16 protein-coding genes are annotated in these 18,912 nt (G+C 32.3%); all 16 read right to left on the bottom strand.

What is annotated here, in order from left to right:
- Positions 1-8: 8 nt before the first annotated feature.
- Positions 9-734 (bottom strand): hypothetical protein, encoded by a 726-nt coding sequence (locus QM887_RS00545; protein ID WP_003007349.1) that lies wholly within the window; start codon positions 732-734, stop codon positions 9-11.
- Positions 727-2,388: a hypothetical protein gene (locus tag QM887_RS00540; protein WP_023918147.1), complete on the bottom strand. Its 1,662-nt coding sequence runs from the start codon at positions 2,386-2,388 to the stop codon at positions 727-729. Before QM887_RS00540 ends, QM887_RS00545 begins: the two co-directional genes overlap by 8 nt.
- Positions 2,385-4,238 carry a hypothetical protein gene (locus QM887_RS00535; RefSeq protein ID WP_414270040.1) on the bottom strand — a complete coding sequence of 618 codons (1,854 nt, stop codon included), beginning with the start codon at positions 4,236-4,238 and terminating at the stop codon, positions 2,385-2,387. Before QM887_RS00535 ends, QM887_RS00540 begins: the two co-directional genes overlap by 4 nt.
- A 12-nt stretch (positions 4,239-4,250) precedes the next feature.
- Positions 4,251-5,510, bottom strand: coding sequence for a site-specific integrase (locus QM887_RS00530; protein WP_368909812.1), 1,260 nt, complete (start codon positions 5,508-5,510; stop codon positions 4,251-4,253).
- Positions 5,511-6,467: 957 nt separating this feature from the next.
- Positions 6,468-7,835 (bottom strand): sensor histidine kinase, encoded by a 1,368-nt coding sequence (locus QM887_RS00525; RefSeq protein ID WP_049514319.1) that lies wholly within the window; start codon positions 7,833-7,835, stop codon positions 6,468-6,470.
- On the bottom strand, positions 7,826-8,485 hold the full coding sequence (locus tag QM887_RS00520; protein WP_036757387.1) for a response regulator transcription factor: 660 nt from the start codon (positions 8,483-8,485) through the stop codon (positions 7,826-7,828). Before QM887_RS00520 ends, QM887_RS00525 begins: the two co-directional genes overlap by 10 nt.
- Positions 8,486-8,557: 72 nt before the next feature.
- Positions 8,558-9,298, bottom strand: a complete 741-nt coding sequence (pcfG, locus tag QM887_RS00515; RefSeq protein ID WP_314794877.1) for a lantibiotic protection ABC transporter permease PcfG — start codon at positions 9,296-9,298, stop codon at positions 8,558-8,560.
- Complete coding sequence (locus QM887_RS00510; RefSeq protein ID WP_314794881.1) at positions 9,298-10,038, bottom strand: lantibiotic immunity ABC transporter MutE/EpiE family permease subunit; 741 nt, start codon at positions 10,036-10,038, stop codon at positions 9,298-9,300. Before QM887_RS00510 ends, pcfG begins: the two co-directional genes overlap by 1 nt.
- Before the next feature lie 4 nt (positions 10,039-10,042).
- On the bottom strand, positions 10,043-10,744 hold the full coding sequence (pcfF, locus tag QM887_RS00505; protein WP_023918138.1) for a lantibiotic protection ABC transporter ATP-binding protein PcfF: 702 nt from the start codon (positions 10,742-10,744) through the stop codon (positions 10,043-10,045).
- A 286-nt stretch (positions 10,745-11,030) separates the two neighbouring features.
- Entirely contained in the window at positions 11,031-11,630 is a 600-nt protein-coding gene (locus tag QM887_RS00500; protein WP_314794873.1) for a hypothetical protein, read from the bottom strand.
- 540 nt (positions 11,631-12,170) lie between these two features.
- Positions 12,171-13,535: an LA2681 family HEPN domain-containing protein gene (locus QM887_RS00495; protein WP_239683603.1), complete on the bottom strand. Its 1,365-nt coding sequence runs from the start codon at positions 13,533-13,535 to the stop codon at positions 12,171-12,173.
- A gap of 103 nt (positions 13,536-13,638) precedes the next feature.
- Positions 13,639-14,661 (bottom strand): hypothetical protein, encoded by a 1,023-nt coding sequence (locus QM887_RS00490; RefSeq protein WP_414270039.1) that lies wholly within the window; start codon positions 14,659-14,661, stop codon positions 13,639-13,641.
- Positions 14,662-15,240: 579 nt separating this feature from the next.
- Complete coding sequence (locus tag QM887_RS00485; protein WP_414270038.1) at positions 15,241-16,791, bottom strand: chloride channel protein; 1,551 nt, start codon at positions 16,789-16,791, stop codon at positions 15,241-15,243.
- Positions 16,792-16,806: 15 nt separating this feature from the next.
- The gene (locus QM887_RS00480; RefSeq protein ID WP_414270037.1) at positions 16,807-17,586 is read right to left on the bottom strand and encodes a ribonuclease HII; all 780 of its coding nucleotides are present in this window, start codon (positions 17,584-17,586) and stop codon (positions 16,807-16,809) included.
- On the bottom strand, positions 17,573-18,424 hold the full coding sequence (gene ylqF, locus QM887_RS00475; protein WP_414270036.1) for a ribosome biogenesis GTPase YlqF: 852 nt from the start codon (positions 18,422-18,424) through the stop codon (positions 17,573-17,575). The genes QM887_RS00480 and ylqF overlap by 14 nt, the downstream gene beginning before the upstream one ends.
- A gap of 133 nt (positions 18,425-18,557) precedes the next feature.
- A complete protein-coding gene (imm40, locus tag QM887_RS00470; protein ID WP_414270035.1) occupies positions 18,558-18,899 on the bottom strand; it encodes an Imm40 family immunity protein in 342 nt (113 codons plus the stop codon).
- Positions 18,900-18,912: the final 13 nt, after the last annotated feature.

Here is an 18,912-nt window from a genome sequence, read left to right as displayed (position 1 = left end):
TTCTCCTCCTAATACTTAGTCTTGTTATCCAGTAAGTCTTTTATTTCCAAAATCTTACTTTTGCTTGTTTGCTTTTCAGTATGAGTATGTTTTTCAAAAGATATTTTTGTGTCTGAAGTAATAACATTCTCACTAAGATACTTCTTAGTTACTAGTTGCTGATCAGATTTTAACAAGCCCTCTTCTTTTAACAATTCATTCGCAATATCAGGATACAAACTAGTTTTAAGAAGATTCCTTAACTTTTTGTTTTCCTCTAATAATTCTTTGTTTAACGCTGTCTGCTCCTTTATTTCAGCATTCTTTTCATTAAGTTGTGCTACCTCATTTTTCAACTCTGAAACTCTTGTTTTGAGCTTACTGGCTTCTTCCTTATATTCTATTGCTGCATCAACAACTCTTTTATAATAATTGTTAAGTTCCATCAATGCTGATTTGATTGCTTTAGGGGTTCTATTGGTCATTAAGAAACGTTCTACATCTAGAGTTTTATACGTTATAACTGTTTGATAAGTGTCGTCTTCAAATAGTTCCAATCTATCATTAAGGGCTTGTCTAAATTCTTTGTTTCTTCTAATCGTTGTGTCTGCAACCTGCGGAAATCCGTTGCTTCTAAGGTAATTTCCAAACTGTGGAATTTTGAATAGTCTAGGATTATTCGAACAATGTTCCAGTAAATAATGTTCAAATAATAATAGCAATTCTTGATTATCAATATACTTCTTTCTAGCCATTTGAGAACTCCTGTAAGGATAAATGTTTTTCAGTTAGATATTCTTGATAAGAATGACTAACTGTTTTAAGTTTTAATAATGCCTCACCAATATCTTCTATATTCCCCTTTCCTTGTCGAACTCTTTTTATAGCCTCATCTACAATTAAAGCTTCCTCGTCGATTGATTTCTTAAAGGATTTATCCATAGAGAAATAATCTTTTCCAGCTTTTCTGTAAAATGGACAACTAGTACAAGCACCAAGCTCTGCATGTGAGCTAATGACTTTAAGACAGTCTGAATAATCACCTTCCGCAAATCGAGGTGAATAACATCTGCCCTTATTATCAAGAGGAACATAGTTTTTATTAATGGTGTATTTATGTTGAGTTTTACTTATAGCGTAAGACGTTTGAGAGTTTGTTAATTTACGATAAAGCTGATAGCTCCTACATTCAATAAACTGACTCAGATTTGAAAAATAATGTGAAGATGTTGTGATACTATCATGTCCAGCTAAGAGCATTGCTGTTACTGGACTAGCTCCTTCTGCTATCAAATTGATCATTGCAATGTGTCTAGTATCTCCAATATGAATGAAATTAATCTCATGATCGTCTAATTGCTTTGGGGAATTGATATGATGGACAAAATACCCATACTGTTGAGATACAATCTCATTAAAGAAATATTTTAAAATTGTATTTAAGTTACTGTATGTCAAGAAACGGTTTTTAGTACCAGAAATACGTTTCCATTTCCGATAATGAGAGTCTGTCACAAATAGAGTATCCAACTGAGTAGATGATAAATCTTTGGTTAGTTCTAAATAATTTAAAATCTCACTCGCAAGCTTAAATGGTACTTCGTAAGTTGTTAAATAATAATCCTCTGAAATTTTATGGGATACTCCCTTGTCTTTTCCTTTTAAGTTATTTCGTCTGAGAGTTAAGTAATATTTTCCGTCTTTTTCTGTGAGACAATTTCTCTGAGTGAGCAAAAACTCCCTTGGTCTAAGTGGTACTACTGCTGTTATTTGCCACCATAAGTAAAGAGGGTAGTAAAACAATCTTTCCTCATCTAATAATGATTTAACCCAATAGTCGTTTAAAATATCATTAAATAAAAAATAGGATTGAAATTGGGCTAACTTTCGCTGTTTTTTAGTGTTCAGTTGATAACTAACATTTAAAAGTTCGTCTAGTTGCTCAATCAGTTGGGTTAATTCGTTACTCTCTAAACATGGTAGTGTAGAAAGAAAATCTATACATACTGAGGGGTTGGAAATCTTCATATTTGCTAATGAGAAGACTTCGTTCACTTTTAGTTCTTTGACTAATTTCTTTATATCTCTTAAAAAGGCTTGGAGAGTGATTAAAACATGATGTTCCATAGATAGCACTATAAAACTCTTTAAGTAGGTAACAAAATCATCAAAAGATAATTGAAATACTTGTTCATAAAACCTTTTATATTGGAATTTATTCAAGTTAAAAATGAAGCTAACGTTAGAATATTCATTAGTCGTTTCCCATTTATTTTCTTCAAAATTGGTGGTTAGAATAATCCCTTTTTCAACATAGTCTTGAAAACATTCTTTTGCGCTCTCAATCATATTGTCATCAAACAGGATAATTTCATTTACTTTACGAAATAATTTTGATTGATTATTCAACTGACTAACTCCTTAATAATATCCTCATAATCAGACAATACAGCTTCGCCATACTGTTCTGATAAAGCTTGCAACATTTCTGTAAGACATGGTTTAATCTGCTTCTCAAGAATGGCTCGAACCTTTCCTCGTTCAAGTTCATTCTTTAATTTTTGATATTGTTTATTGAGTCGATTAAACTCACCAATTAACAAAAGCAAGGTAGATTTTGTTTGTAATTCATACTGACAGCCGACGCAATGCTGACGGTCATCATAGGGACATAGTTTCCCTAGTGCAGATAAAAGACACATACTCTCTCCTTGCTTAGAAAAAGCTTCTCCGTTACCAATTCGATGACAGATCGTCAGTAATTGTTCAGGATCAACATTATTTTCAACTAGAGTTTTTAATGCTTGTTGCGAACGTGAATCAGCCCTAATACTCAATTCCAACGTTTTTTCAATTTCAATTGGCGTTAAATCTAAACTTTTAATCATTTGAGTTTGTTGGCTTGGACTTAATTTTTTATACTTTCCTCTAGTTACAATGGTCAAGAGCATAGACGGAATCATGGATAATACGCCTCGTTCAAATAGCTCTTTTGCAACCATTTCAGGTTTTAGTTGTCCGAGTTGGGCATCTTTTAGATACGTTGTTGTAGTTTGTGCAAATTCATTAAAATCCCCTTTATGGCTACGAGCTAATGCTGCTAGAAAATAACCTTTAATATTCAGTTCTGACTTTTCTTCAAGAACATCATCTGCTAACATTGCGACAGATTGTAAGTAGGACTTGTTTGCAGAACGACTACTAAAGTTACGCTCTAAAAATAAATTTCCGATTTCCTCCCCCATATAACTAGTAATCTTTTCATAAGTTTTAATTTGTCTGATCAATGGATTTTCTGCATTGAATGGTATTTGAAGTTGGAAATGTGCCTCACAGATAGCCAATAACGTTCCAATAAGAACCTGACAACTTTCTGGGACATGAAACTTTAACTGAGCAACATTAGAAGCGTTTTTGGTTTTATTAGGTGTTAAGTTTAAATAAGTCAATCTTGTTGTAATACTTAGTAAAGTCCTTCTAGCTTCACTACTACTCCAAGTTCCATCTACTACTGCTTCTAAAACTTCTAATGGTTCTCTTGTTAATTTAGGATGTCCTAATCTTTCTAAGTCTGTTGATCTTAGTGCGCAAATAAAATGTAACCCTAGATACAACCATGTATCTGCATAGTTTTTTGAATTTGCTGCTTTACACAACATATCATTTTTTATGATGTAGTTTTCGTTGAATAGGTAGTACATTAATTCAAGGTATTCATCTAATTCATACGCTCCATTTGCACTCTCAATCGTGTAACGCTTTGTCATTTCAAAACTTACTCGATAACGAGTAACGCCTTTATTGAGTAGCCATTTAATAAATTGAATGAGGATATTGCCTTGTGACTTCGTAAGGACTTCTGTTGCTACTTCTACTAAGGTCTCTACTTCAGCATCACCATATAGAAACAAATCTTTTGTTAAGTAGTATGCTAAAAAATCAAGTAGATAGAAACGATTTGTTTCACTCAGCTTTTCTTCTTCAGCAAATTGTACGAATAATTCACTTGTAGAAGGAAATTTTTTTGAAAAGATTCCTTCCATACTCTTAATTCCAGGAGGTGTTGTTAGATAGTCTTTGATGTGATTTTTAAGAACTTCAACATCTTTTTCAGAAATAGTATAGTCATCAAGATTTATAGACACACCAAACCATTCATTGTCTAGTAAGAATCCACTGACTTTCTCACGGTGTTTTATTGTAGCAGCACCTAACTCGACTAATATTCTTTCAAGATAATTTTTTAAATCTACTACCAATAGCTACTCCTTTTAATCTTCTCCAAACAATTTTTCTGCTTGCCAGTTCATATATTCAAAAACACCATTATTAACCTGACCATATTGTTTTGCAATTTCTCCTTTATTTTGTAAATAAACCCAAGCACTTTCTGGTGAATTGTCCCCTCTAGCAGACATCAGTTCACTAACTTCATTAACACCTGACAAAACCAATTGTGTGGTGTACCAGTGCCTAAAGATATGGGGTGAAATATTATTTTCTTGCAAGAGTTGACCAAAAAAGACAACCTCTGGGTCATCAGATTTAAGAAATATTGGAATCATTTCTTCGCGAATAATCTTACGAAATCGTTGATAGTACACATCGTATGACAATGCTTTCCCTTGCTTGTTAAGGTTTAATGGACCATAATCTCTCTCATACCTTTTACCTTCTAGGTAGCTCATATAGTCATTGTAGGTGTCTAAAAAGACCTCTAAGAAGATATAAGGTACAGCTTGAAGTCTTTCCTTTTTAATTCGTCCAGTTGGCTTTAAATCGCTTCTAAGGGGCATTTCTTTTCGCAGATCAATCTCAATTTTAAATACTTGATTATCACTTTGGTGAAATATGATACCTGCCCCCAAAGGGCTATCTTCACGCCTTACATTACAAGCTTCTGATGGTCTTAAACCAACAAATGCTCCCAAAGCAACAACCATAAGTAAATCCTTGTGATATTGAGCAATGTGAGCAAAAAGCATTTCAAAGGCGCTGTTTGGCATATCCCTAAAAATTGACTTCTGTGTGTTGCTTCCATCAACAAATACCTCAAAATTCAACTCTTTTCTTTTGATGACTCTACCTCGTCTATTAGTGAACGTATTGATAGAATAAAGGTCTTTTGGCTTCAATTTAGCCTTCCCTTTTCGTTCATTCAAGTATAGAGTTAAAAAATCAAGAACGGCATTTACACATTTTTCGACTGTACTTTTCTTTCTATTTGTTCTATCTTCAGGTAATTGTGCTAAACCATAAAGCGTAAAAAATTCCTTGACCATTTCAAAAGTTAGTTGATCAAGATTATTTACCCCAACTGTTCCAAATATATAGTTCAAAAACTTAACAACGTATGAAAAACGTTTGTTGCCATTGTCTGAGATAGACTTAATTTTTGCGGAAGATTTTACATATCTATGAAAATGAGTGAATTGTAATGTGCCATCATCATGTTTGAGTGCAATCAATTGCTTTGTAACGATATTATTATCACCTAGAATCAGCGAATGTTTATATACAACAAATCTCATGTTACCTCCTTGTTTATTATGACTGAAGGTTCTTACTGTGTTTTATGATGTCAATACAGAAAAAACGATCAAATCAGTACTATTTTCCTTTGTGCTCTAAACTGCATAAAGGGAATATCGATGAGTACTTTCATTGATCGTTATTATTATTCAAATTAATTCAATAATAAAAGTAACTTCATCTAAGTAATAAGAGCAATTAATTAGCTCAGCGACAACGATAACCACAGCAACTCCTTCTAAACGATGAAAGGAATATCCGCCGTGGCTATCTATTTACTTTTTTTCTTTTACTTCTGTAAGTTACTTTTGTTATTTTTACTTTTTCTGTATTATATCATATTTTGATTAAATTGTCATCTAAGAAAGTGATTTTAAAAAAACTGGAAATTTTTTCAATTGTATATTTTGAAAATAAAAAACACTTTAATATCAATTTAATGATTTTAGAGCGTTTTTAGCTTATTTGATTCTAAAGTTGTCGTCTATTCCTCAGGATTACTTGAAGAACAGGAAAAATTCGACAACAAAGTAATCGATCTATTCAGTTATAAAACTTATGAAGGTCTTTCTGCTGGAACTGGCCACTCCTACTTTGGAGATGTAGATTATACTCTTACTTATTCAACTGAGAATATCCCTCATGATTTCTCCTCATGTGGTGCTAGTAAACTTCTATATTATAGAACGAAAGGGATAGAGTTAATGTTTAAACTTAAACTTTAGAATGAAAATATTTTTTCTTTTCTTACCCTACAGTATCCGTACAAATTTTATAGGTTTCATCTCATAAAAACTTGTACCTTGCTAAATTCAACAAACTGAAGCTTGTTTGTTGAATTTAGCTTTCTACTATGTAAGATTCTTGCTTGATAGCGGAGTAAATTTTCTACTCTACACCAAAAGCAAAAAGGATATATTTTTAATAAATTCCATTTGAAAACAATTCCTGTTCTATTATAGTAATGGTAATTCTAACTTTACACTTGCACCATGTTTATCCGAGTTGTTTTCTAATATGATGCGTCCATTATGTAATAACATTATTTTCCAAGAATTATATAAACCTAAACCATAGTTTGTAGCTGAATGTCTACTCTTATCTCCACGGTAAAATTGCTCCGTTCCTCGTTTTAAATCCTCATTAGAAAATCCTGGGCCTTCGTCTATCACAGATATTGAAAGTATCTTATCTGTAGTCATTATTAGTAATTCAATGTTGGATTTGTCTGGTGAATATTGAATAGCATTACTAAATATATTTTCAATGACTCTTTCAAATAATTGTACATCTATCATTACATCTGAATCTTCACAATTAATAGATTTAGATATAGTACGGTCATGTATTAGTGTAATCTCTCTCGCTATTTCACTAACTCTTTCGATTATTTCTGACACCTTTACTTTTTTTAAATTCAACGAGTTTAATTTAATTGACTGATTCATCTCCATCAGAGCTTTTGTATAATCTGATATACGTGTTGAATTTTTTATAATGTACGCTACATAATCTTTTTGTTCATCAGTTAGATCAGTTACCTTTAACAATTCAGCATTACCTTGGACAATAGAAACCGGAGTTTTTAAGTCATGCATTAATGCCGATATCTGACTTCTCTTATTCTCTTCTTTAATCCAATTTTCTCTTAATGAATCACTTAAGGCTTTTTTCATTATATCAAGGCTATTTAAGACATCATTAAATTCTTTGATATTTGAACTTCCTATTTCAAAGTCTAATTCTTGGTTGGCGATTTTATCTGATGCCTCTAGCATTGGCGATAATTGCCTTGTTATTCGTTTTGCCCAGATTAGAGTAGCCACAAATGCACTCATTAAAAAGAAAATGATTAATAAAAATATTAATAGTAAATCTATGCTAGGGAAATATTTTTCCATCCAATCATTATTGTATTGTGGCTCTAGTGAATAATGGATTAATACATATCCATCATTCCTTTTAAATTCTATAAATGAAGAAGATGGAGTTGAAAATCCCTCATGATTGTGAAAATTCTTAGCTTTCAGTTGAATAGCTTCATCCATATTAGTTTTTATCACTTCACCATCTGGCGATAAAAACATATAGCTAGCTCCTTTAGGTATCAATGCTTCATCAAAGTCTATTTTATTTAAAATTTTATATTTATTTTCTTGTAATAAATTTTCTGTATGGTTAGCCGGAATAATCAAACCAACACTATAAAACGCTGTAAAAGTTAATAAAGCTAGTACGATGGCACATCCTAAACCAACTCCAACAGTCATTAAGTATTTAAGAAATACTATTTTGAGTGACTGTCCTTTTCTAATTAATTCCATTTATAACCAATCCCCCAAACTGTAGAAATTGGATTTTCACCAAATTTTAAGAACTTTGCTCTAATATTTTTTACATGTTCTGATATGGCAGAAGAATCACCAATCCCATCAAATCCAAAAATCATTTCATATATTTGTTCTCTTGAAAAAACTTGTCCCTTTCTCTTTGCTAAAAGTTTAGAAATTTGATACTCAGACTTTGTCAGATGAATTTCTTCTTCCTTCACAAATACTTGATTGGAGGATAAATCAAATCTTATATTCCCTAGGTTTAAACTCGAATGTTTTTCTCTTTGTTCTCTTCTCAGATGAGCTTCTACCCTTGCTAACAATTCACCAACACCAAATGGTTTGGTAATATAGTCATCTCCTCCACTTAATAAGCCATCTACTATATCCGTTTCCATTGCTTTTGCAGTTAAAAAGATAATCGGACAATCCACTTTGCTACGTATATTTTTACAATAGCTGATTCCATCAACCTCTGGCATCATTACATCAAGTAATATTAAGTCATATTTCCCCAAACTATTTTCATCAATATCTACCGTGGTTTGGTAAATATCAATAATATGATCTCCTTTTATTAAAATATTCTTGATTAGAGTCAGCATATCTAATTCATCATCTATAGCAAGAATTCTTGCCATACCAAACCACCTCCATATTTATAAATATTTTATTATTATACCATATTCCATTTACAAATACATTTAGAGCTATTATTCACTGATTGACTTTCCACCCCACCTATTGAACCATAATAAAGAGCCAGTAAAAATGACTACTGTAATAGGTATTGCTACATAGCCCCACATGGTAAACTCTTTAATTAAATATGAGCTATCAGCCAATTCACTTCCAACAATATATGTTGCAGATAATCTTGATGCCCAAGTACAAGGTAAAAAATACCAGATATTTTCACCTAAATTGGTTATTGAAAGTAAAGCAATCAACGTTTCCACAAATCCCAATCCAATAGATGCACCACCACCTAACATAAGTGATACCCATAAATGAATCATATATGTAGATAGACATCCTATAAAAACTAATAATAATTCAATTAACCAAGCCATAGTCGCTTGATTACCAAATAGCATTGCAAATATAAAAACTGCTAAACTTATAGAAAATAGAAAACTCAATAAGAGCATTATAAGTTTTCCGCTATAAGCCTTGCTTCTGGATTTTGTAGTTGATAGAATCACTTGAAATCTTCCAGCACTTGCTTCCATGTCAACAACCTTAGATGTGATAGCACCAAATATTATTGGTAAGATAGCACCTAAAAGCACAAAATAATTCAGTATGATATCCATATCAGAAAAATTTTTTAGACTTGTAAATGTTGCTGCCCCATAAAATATTAGTGCATATAAAACAGGTAAGATAAAGTGAGCCCAGGGAATCCATGTATGCTTCAATTTATAAAACTCTGATTTTAATATATTCATCATTACTTCACCTCTTGCTTAGAAAACCATTTTGCAGTAATGAAAGTCAATAATGTAAACAAACATATTGATAAAATACAAGGAACAAGTAAGGATGTGTTTAAAATCATTGGATTTGATACTTCTGTTGGCACACCGTTCGGTAAAATACGCATAACGGGTACCATCAATCTAATCCCCCAAGAATAAGGGCAATAAATCCACATAGAACCGTCAGCTAACAAAATTCCTACCACAAGACCTAATACAGCATTTACTACAATGCTTGCTATAAACCCAAACTTTTTAGCTAGGAAAAAACAAAACGGAACTTGCCATATGTTAGTTATAATCAATAATACACTTGCGAATAATAATGTCGTGAATGCATAGTTTCCTGTTAATTGTTCTCCAATGAAAAATTGAAAAACAAATACTCCTAGCATATGCAAAATAGCAGTTATACTTAGATAAATTGAAGCTGTTAGTATTTTTGATATCCATATTTTTTTTAAATCAACATTAAGTGAAAAAACTGCTCGGTAGTTTAATTTTCTTTCCTCTTTTCTATGCATCATTGCTGGTATTAAAGCGAAAGTTGCTGGCATAATCATCACATACCACCAATTATATGCATTTACACTAAAATATAATGGCATTAATACAAACGCAACAAGTAAAGATATAATTGGTGCAATAAATAATATCTTCAACAAAAAACTGTGTTTGTGTTTCAAATTTTCTGCAAAAATATAATTTTTCATTAAGCTACACCCTCTTTCCATTCTTTACAACATCCATAAAAAGTTCTTCTAAATTTTCATTATGATTAATTGTGTTTTGATATTTTAATTCTCCATCATGTATAATTCCTATATGATCAGCAGTTTGTTCCACTTCTGCTAAAATATGACTAGACAGAATTACTGTTATTCCTTTTTTTGGAAAGCTTCGTATTAAATCTCGTAATTCTTGAATTCCTAATGGATCTAATCCGTTTGTCGGTTCATCTAGTATCAATAGTTTAGGATTATTTAATAAAGCAATTGCAATACCTAATCTTTGTTTCATCCCCAAAGAAAATTGACCGCTTTTCTTTTTTCCGGTATTTTTTAAATCTACAATTTCTAAAACTTCATCAATTCTTGCATCAGGTAATCCAAGTAATAATGTTCTAACTTTTAGATTTTCTCTTGCACTTAAATTTTCGTATAAGGGTGGCATCTCGATTAAAGCACCAATATCTGATAAATCATTTCTACTCCATTCATGTCCTTCAAACATAATTTCACCTGACGTCTTGTGTAACATACCTGTAATCATCTTTAATGTCGTAGATTTACCTGCACCATTAGGTCCTAGTAATCCATATACTGAATTTTCCTCAATTTTTAATGACACATTATTTACAGCTTTTTGTTTTCCAAAAACTTTTGTTAGCTCATTTGTTTCCAAAATATATTTGCTCATATTTTGTTCCTCCTTTAATCTTGTAAATAGTATAAAAAATATTTTTAAGGATTCTGTAAGGAAAAAATATTTTTCAAAAAGTAGCAAGAAAATTCTAATTTATTAAACGTTTTGCATTTTTTCTTTAGTCTTTTATGCCATATCTCATATACTTCATAAATAAAAAAGGCAGAACCAGAGTTCTGCCATAAATAATCATTATTTATCTTACAACTTCAATATCCACCTTTGCTCTAAATCAAATTTTAAGGAATTGAAATATTCTCTTTCTAATCTATAGTTATACCTATTCTGTTCGAGTTTTAGCTAAATATATTCCCCATTCAGCTAATTCTTCAGGCAAATCATAAACAGTTTTTCCATTACTTTCATAGATTTCAGAGATTCCTGGGGAGGTTTTAGAAAAAGTTTTCCAAGCTGTCACTAGTTCTTCAACAAATTGAATATTATGAAGCTCAAAAAAGTCATTAAATTTTGATAGTTCTTTACTATAAATTGTCACAATATTATAGCTATCAAGCATGATCTCATCATGACTTTTATGACCACCAAATCCAAACTGACTAAGTCCATCATTAATAAGCAAATCACCGTATCTAATCAACAGTGCTAGGCATTCCTCTCTTGAACAACCATCAATATAATAAACATCCTTATGGGATTCCTTGATAATATTCTTTGCTATCACTTTTTCTCTATCAATACTGACAGGCAATTCCAAAATAAAAAACAAGGGCTCGTCATGAATCGCAATAAAATGTTGAAAAACCTCTAATATTTTTTCTGCGTGTACATTCGCCATCAAATGATGTTCAGTTAACTTTGTAAATGATTCAAACAGGTTTTCTACCAAGCTAACTTGGTGTCCTTTTACTAAATTCAACATTATGCGTCCTCAAGAGAATTTAAACAATATCCACATTTATAATTTCATTATACCATTAAACCCCTAAAAAGACTGCAACTTCCCAGTCACAGTCTCTTATAAATCTACCTCAGTTCCTTCAAGGAAAGTTATTACAATTTGTCCAGCTTCTGAAATAGATTGATAGCATGTCAGACTATAGTATCCAGAAGCCATACTTGAACTATTACTCTGATTCTTACCCTCTATTCGATTAGAGAAGCTACCTTCACGCTTTTCATTCTCCCTTTCGTTCAAAGGTTTCTAATCTTTTACAAGCAGTGATACCGCCTCAACGTGGGTTTTAGAGGACTAAATGGAGTCTGAATTGCCTGATAAAGATGTAGTATTGATTAAGCAATCAACAAATTATCTACAAAACAAAAATAAAGTACACTGCTTAATGAGTGTACTTTATCCTTCTAATTCAGTTTTATCAATGGTTTAGCTCTAGTTAAGTCGATTAGTTAAATGAATTTAGACTATTGCTTTTTATAACGACTATAAATTGTATGCTCAATGCTATAATTTATCTTCCAAATCTACTTCTTCATAATTTATCGGAATTAAAGCAACTTCACTGCTTAGAGTAGATTGTTTTTCATTTTCACTTATTTGAATGGCATTTTTGAGTGAAAAAATAACTTCTCTTACAAGATTTAATAAATCTAATGTACACTCTTGAAGTTCAAATTCAGTTAGATACAGTCTAGTTTCATTATTTTCTTCACTTCCATCAATAAAATTCAATGTAATATTAGTAAACCTATGCTCTAAATAATTTCTAATAGTTTTTAATAGCTTTGCGTGTGGATTTGCTGTCAAAGAATTATTACCATTATCAAAATCTTTCGATATCCAAAATATAGATGATAGACCAATATTCTTATCCAACAACTTACCTAAATTGCTATCTGTTCTCCAAATTGAATGAAAATTTACTTGTCGAGTCTTAATTTTTAAAGAATAATATTCATTTATAAACATTCCTACTTTATCTAATAATGAATATAGTGTTTTAAAAGCTGCTTTTAATCCTTCTACTCGGATAGAATATTGTACGTATTCTAGACAATCAATAAGATCAACATTCTCATCAGCATAATGAACCGAATCAATCTCAATGCTATTAAAACAGAGATAACGGGCATAAACATATTCTTGCTTAATTTGATTAAACATAGAAATGTATTTGTTTAAATCTTTATCCGATTGAAACAATAAACTTGGTAGTAAAATATTATCATCATATCTATTTATATCGTCAGCTTGTAAGTCATTAAGTGGATTAAGATACAGCCCGTTGTCCCAACACCATTCACGATACTTTTGTGAATTAGGATTATAATCAATGTTTTTACAAGAGCATTCATCTAAATCTTTATAATCAAGATATTGTTCGTAAAGTTTAATAAATTGCTTTTCTGCGTTATTAACTCTGTTTGGATCTGAAAAAGTTATACTTGTTTCTATTAAATTTTTAATTTTTTTAATAAAGTGAAGATGTTCGTTATCATTCAAAAAATTACGATAATGATGTAGACAAATAGCCAAGTTACCACTAGCCATTGTGAATCTTGGATTGATTTGTATACATTTACAATACATCTTAATAGCTAACTGTTTTCTACCACAAGCATCTAATAGATTTGCGTAATTGGTGTATAGTGAACATAATAATGGGTGAATAAAGCTATTGTTCTCAGGATTTATATCAATATTATTTGAAATTTCGATAGCTTTTCTAAAGTAATAAATTTGTTGAACTGTACAATCGGTATCTATGTTGAATACTAGGTTATCACTTAGTTCAAATATATCACCATATGCTGTCCCAATAGAATAAAGTAAATGAATTTTGGAAATATCATCAATAGTATTTTCCATATTTTTACCAATTTCTATTAGTCTATAAATCTCATCTATATCTTTATGTTTAAAAGCATTGTCGAAATCCATTGACAACTTAAGTACACTATGGTTAATTAGATTATTCGTTAACATCTTCATCCCAAACTAAATATTTCGATTTTAAATTTGATTTTCCTTTATTTTCTTGTTCTTCAACTAACATATCAGATAAAAACTCTTTTATCATTTCCCAATTAAAATTCTCTTTAAAACCTCTACTACCATCAGAAGGAACATTTAATGAAAATGTTGCAAATACAGTTTCACAAGTTCTTCTTGGAAATTTTGCTAAGTAAGAATCAAAAAATGAATTTGAATACCTATAATGATGGCTATGAATAAAGTCTTTCCATGTATTTAGCATAGTCTCTTCGTCTATAATATCTATTACGGAAACTTCTTCAAGTGGTCGGTCTTCAATATTTCCCCATGCTTTTTTCATTAAATTAACAGCATCTACATCGCTCTTAGGAGCACTGTATCCAAAAATAGTTAACATATATGAATGATCGACAAAGTAATCTAATGCTTTCCAACACCAATTTATGTATCCATCGGAAGAATAGTCTTTGTTTTTTACGGGATACAATAATTTTGTTGGATTTAAATTTTTATAACATGTTGGGCAATAGTAATCTACTGTTCCAAACTCAGTATGTTCTTCACAAAAACCGACAGCTACATTCCCATGTAAACAAAGAATTTGTGGCAGGTTCAGAGTAATTTTTGAACAGCGAACATAAGCTTGTATAAGTAAAGGGTCCCAATTAAACGTAGCTATGCAATCTTTATTAGTTAAACTTAATATTAAAAGATCATAAATTGTTGGTTCATCAGGTAACTCCAACGAAGCAAAATAATCATAGAGTCTTTCTTCTAGCTTCCTAACTATTTCAGAGCACTCTTCTCTCTCAAATAATTCTGAATAGATATCTTCCAAATTTTCGCTCTTTGTCTGTAATTCAACACCGGCAAGAATTTCTTCTAAATTAAGTTTTTTTAGCAATCCATTCATAACTGAAGAGCTTTTCCCATTTTTATCACCATCTGGAATTGCTGCAATAGTAGCACCAGCGCCTAGAATAACTGTATGCGATCTCATCTCATTTCTCCTGAAAGTCTTTTGACACTATTATACCACTGTATCTACTTTATCTATGCTTCAAATACTATTATTATAGCCATAAATATTTTAAATAAAATGCACAATTGAACCGTCACTCCTTCTACTGTTACTTGAGTAAAAAATGTACAAATCAATTTCTTAGATTTGATTATATGATGCACTATAAAACATACAAAATACCACTCTAGAATAATGTACAAAACAAAAATAAAGTACACTTTTTAAAGAATGTACTTTATGCTTCTAATTCAGTTGTATCAATGGTTTAACTCATGTTAAGTCAATTGTACATAAACTTTTAGTTTTGCTATATAATGGAAAAATCGCTTAAAATTTGGTAAATCATTGCTTCATTGAACTTATAGTTTTAAAATTTTTAAACTTCTACAGTGTATTTGATTGTAATAAAAAACTCGATTCCATCTTTTAGGGACCGAGTTTTTGTTTTTATATTGTTTTCATCTATAAGAATCTGTCGATCAAATAAATCTGAAAAATCTTTTTCTTAAATTATTACCTGATACAACATAATATAAATTATGTAAATTAATACTGCTATAAAAGCAAATCTTTTACTTTTCCAATTTCACTTTTTGGAATCACGAGATGAATCATATCACCTAGATACATCCTTGTAGATCCATTAACTGTCTTACTCTTACCATTATGTACTTGGGTTGTGATAAGCACATTGTGTGGTAAATTGAGTTCATGTACCTGCTTACCAGCTATCTTATCAGAAACTGGGATTTCAATAAGAGTAACTTCACCATCGTCACTTGCGGTTTCTGGTAGCATTTTTTCCAACATGGCTTCATAGACAGGTGCTCCTTTGAGCAGATCCATGACGATGTAAGCAACTAGGGTGACCATTCCTAAAGGCATGAGGTTTCGGATGTCACCAACCATTTCAGTCACAAGAATCATAGCTGTCAAAGGTGCTTTTGAGATAGCCCCAAAATAACCGCTCATTCCAAGAATTACAAATATAGGAAATTGCTGTTGGGTAACAAGGCCAAGATTGACACAAATAACACCTACTAGGGCACCAAGTAAGGATCCTAAAGCTAAAATCGGTAAGAAAATACCACCTGGCAGTCCACTTCCGTAACTAATCATGCTCCAGATAAAGCGAATGATAAAGTAAATTAAGAGAATTTGAAAACTGAAATCCTGTTCTGTTAAAGATAAAACAATTTGATTTCCCCCACCAAGTATATGTGGCAGGAAGATTCCTACTGGAATGATAAGAAGAAAAGCTAGAATAGGATAACAGGCCTTATCCAGATGAACCTTTTGGCCAATCCATTCATAAACTTTGCCGACATTCAGAACCGCTTTTTCATAAAGAAAACCTGAGAGCCCAAGAAAAATTCCCATCACCAGATAAATCCAATATTGATTCAAGCTCATGAGAGGGATATCATCAGGCATATCCAGAACAGGTGTTAAGCCAAAGATGAGAAGAGAGACAAAATTTGCTACTAGACTGGCAGCTAAGGTAGAGACCCAGAAAAATCTTGAGAAATGATGGTAGACTTCTTCTACTACAAATAATAACCCTGCAATCGGCGCATTAAAGGCAGCAGCAAGTCCGGCAGCAGCTCCACTCGCGATTAAAGATCGTTCTTCGACAGGGCTAGACTTGAGCCACTTAGCAATTCCTTTACCGCCAACAGCACCTAGTTGAATACTTGGACCTTCACGACCGAGCATGAGTCCACTAGCAATCGCTAGAATACCAAGAATATATTTCTTCCATAGCACACTCCACCAATTGAGAGACATGAGACCTTTTAACTCTGCCTCAACTTGAGGAATACCAGAACCTTTGATATCCTTTTCTGAGCGTGTTAATTTGGCACTAAGCAAGCAAATTAGAATATAAAACAATAAAATGATCAATAGATTCCGTATCAGATTCTCTTGGTCTTGATAAAATCCTTGAACGATATGAAAGCCTTTTTCGATCAAAAATCGAAATGATCCTACAATAAGTCCTACGACTAATCCAACAATAATACCTCGCCCTACTTGCGCTAAGATCGTACTGGACGCGAAGGCAAATTCCTTCTTGGAGCTGAGTATTTCCGACTGTTCCTCCATAATTCTCTCCTTTAATTATCTTTTACAAGTTTCTGAAATGATAGATTTAATCGGTTCAAAACTGGTGCGATGAATGGGTGTGACACCGTACTTTTCAATACCTTCTAGATGCTTAGCTGTTCCATAACCAGCATTTTGAGAAAAATCATAACCTGGAAATTCCTGATCATAGTTTGCCATGATTTTATCTCTGGTAACCTTAGCAATGATGGATGCAGCTGCAATGGATAGGGAATTGGCATCTCCTTTGATGATGGATGTCTGAGAAATCGGAAAATCCAACTTCATAGCATCAATCAAAAGGTGTTCTGGTTGAGGGTCAAGCTGAGAGATAGCTTCTTTCATAGCTAGTTTAGTTGCTTCATAGATATTGAATTGGTCAATAACATGATTGTCCATAATCCCGATACCGATTGCTAGGGCATTCTCTTTGACAGCCTGAAAAATCTCTTCATGTTTTTTCTTGGGAATCTTTTTACTGTCATTCAAGCCTTTTATTTTACAATTTTTGGGCAGAATGACTGCTGCAGCAACAACAGGGCCAGCTAAGGGACCTCTACCAACTTCATCAACTCCAGCAATGAAGCTTATTCCATTCTCGTAAAGCTCTTTTTCATAGCTAAGCATGGCTTCTAAGCGGAGATTTTCATCAATTTCTGCTTGGATGGCCTTTTTACGCTTTTCAATTTCCTTTTGTACACCAGCTCGTGGATCTTTTTCAAATTCTTTAAAGATTGGACTATCTAAGTCTATGATAGTTGCTAATTCTTCTTTTATTTCTTTAATCGTTGCCATTGAGATCATCCAATGTATCTAAGGTGTAATTACCCAGTTTTCCATCACGAACTTCCTTGACAAAGAGGTTGTAAAATCGATCGTAATCATCACGGAAACCAAGGATACGAGTCATATCCATGATAATTTGAGGAGCTTCATCGTCCAGATTCATTTGTTTGAAACGTTCTTGAAGCTTTTCAGGGTAATGAGTTTTAAAAAAATTGAGACCGAAAATCGTCACTTCATCCATCGGAAGCAACTGGTCTTTGATAGCTCCAGTAAATGCGAGTTTAAGGGCAACCGTTTCATCTTCGAATTTTGGCCAAAGAATCCCTGGAGTATCCAAAATTTCTAAATCCTTATTGGTTTTAAGCCATTGTTGGCCCTTGGTGACACCTGGTTTGTTACCAACTACAGCAATTTTCTTACCAGCTAAACGGTTCATAAGAGTAGATTTTCCAGCATTTGGAATGCCGATAATCATAGTTCGCAAAGTTTCGATTTGAATACCACGTTCTTTTTGACGAGCAATCTTATCTGCCATGAGTTTCTTAGCAGCATCCGTTACAACTTTTACTGTAATTTGCTCTTTGGAGTTAATAGCTAGGGTTTGAATCCCTTGTGATTCAAAGTGCTGACGCCATTCTTTCGTTTGAACTGGGTCTGCTAGATCTGCCTTGTTTAAAATCAGGAGCCTTGGTTTATCTCCTACAATTTTAGTTAGCATCGGATTTTGACTAGACAAGGGCAAGCGGGCATCCACCAAAATCGTCACAAAATCAACAAATTTTAAATTTTCCTGGACCTGACGTCGTGCTTTAGACATATGCCCAGGAAACCATTGAATAGTTGCCATAATGTAAAATTCCTTTCTCAGTTTGGATTTTATCTATTTTTTTATTTTCTCGAGTAAGCAATAGATAGCTTTTTTTCTAAAAATAAATCACTAACCTTTATTATATCATGATTTCTCCTATTTGACTCTCTATTCAGTCTATTGGTTTTTTTATTCCTTCCTCTAAAACGATTGAAAAATAATAGTGTTCACCATGATTTTTTACATAATGCTTTATATACTTTTCTGTTTGAGGAATGGATTTGCTACAATCGCTAGTTGGATCTTGTTTCTCATAATGCCAATTGTCATAAGTATGTGTCAATTGAGCATTTTTGTAGCAAAACACATCTCCACCTAATATGGTCAGATTATTCGCTTGGACAATAGCAAGTAAGTCTGGGATAACTGAGTAGCTATAAGCGTATGCATTAATCCCTAAGTGGTTTAGATTTATTCCTCTTTTGTGAATATGTTCAAAATTCATCTTCATCATAATGAAAAGTCCT

This window comes from Streptococcus infantis (assembly GCF_047460875.1).
Lineage (GTDB): Bacteria > Bacillota > Bacilli > Lactobacillales > Streptococcaceae > Streptococcus > Streptococcus infantis_AA.
The sequence above is the reverse complement of the archived record's forward strand: the minus strand, read 5'-3'. Positions and strand labels throughout refer to the sequence as shown.

What these genes read in the sequence shown, in the direction of transcription:
- QM887_RS00545 (WP_003007349.1), bottom strand. Translation starts at nt 734, where the DNA reads ATGGCTAGAAAGAAGTATATTGATAATCAAGAATTGCTATTATTATTT.
- QM887_RS00530 (WP_368909812.1), bottom strand. Translation starts at nt 5,510, where the DNA reads ATGAGATTTGTTGTATATAAACATTCGCTGATTCTAGGTGATAATAAT.
- QM887_RS00525 (WP_049514319.1), bottom strand. Translation starts at nt 7,835, where the DNA reads ATGGAATTAATTAGAAAAGGACAGTCACTCAAAATAGTATTTCTTAAA.
- QM887_RS00520 (WP_036757387.1), bottom strand. Translation starts at nt 8,485, where the DNA reads ATGGCAAGAATTCTTGCTATAGATGATGAATTAGATATGCTGACTCTA.
- pcfG (WP_314794877.1), bottom strand. Translation starts at nt 9,298, where the DNA reads ATGATGAATATATTAAAATCAGAGTTTTATAAATTGAAGCATACATGG.
- QM887_RS00510 (WP_314794881.1), bottom strand. Translation starts at nt 10,038, where the DNA reads ATGAAAAATTATATTTTTGCAGAAAATTTGAAACACAAACACAGTTTT.
- pcfF (WP_023918138.1), bottom strand. Translation starts at nt 10,744, where the DNA reads ATGAGCAAATATATTTTGGAAACAAATGAGCTAACAAAAGTTTTTGGA.
- QM887_RS00500 (WP_314794873.1), bottom strand. Translation starts at nt 11,630, where the DNA reads ATGTTGAATTTAGTAAAAGGACACCAAGTTAGCTTGGTAGAAAACCTG.
- QM887_RS00495 (WP_239683603.1), bottom strand. Translation starts at nt 13,535, where the DNA reads ATGGAAAATACTATTGATGATATTTCCAAAATTCATTTACTTTATTCT.
- QM887_RS00490 (WP_414270039.1), bottom strand. Translation starts at nt 14,661, where the DNA reads ATGAGATCGCATACAGTTATTCTAGGCGCTGGTGCTACTATTGCAGCA.
- QM887_RS00485 (WP_414270038.1), bottom strand. Translation starts at nt 16,791, where the DNA reads ATGGAGGAACAGTCGGAAATACTCAGCTCCAAGAAGGAATTTGCCTTC.
- QM887_RS00480 (WP_414270037.1), bottom strand. Translation starts at nt 17,586, where the DNA reads ATGGCAACGATTAAAGAAATAAAAGAAGAATTAGCAACTATCATAGAC.
- ylqF (WP_414270036.1), bottom strand. Translation starts at nt 18,424, where the DNA reads ATGGCAACTATTCAATGGTTTCCTGGGCATATGTCTAAAGCACGACGT.
- imm40 (WP_414270035.1), bottom strand. Translation starts at nt 18,899, where the DNA reads ATGATGAAGATGAATTTTGAACATATTCACAAAAGAGGAATAAATCTA.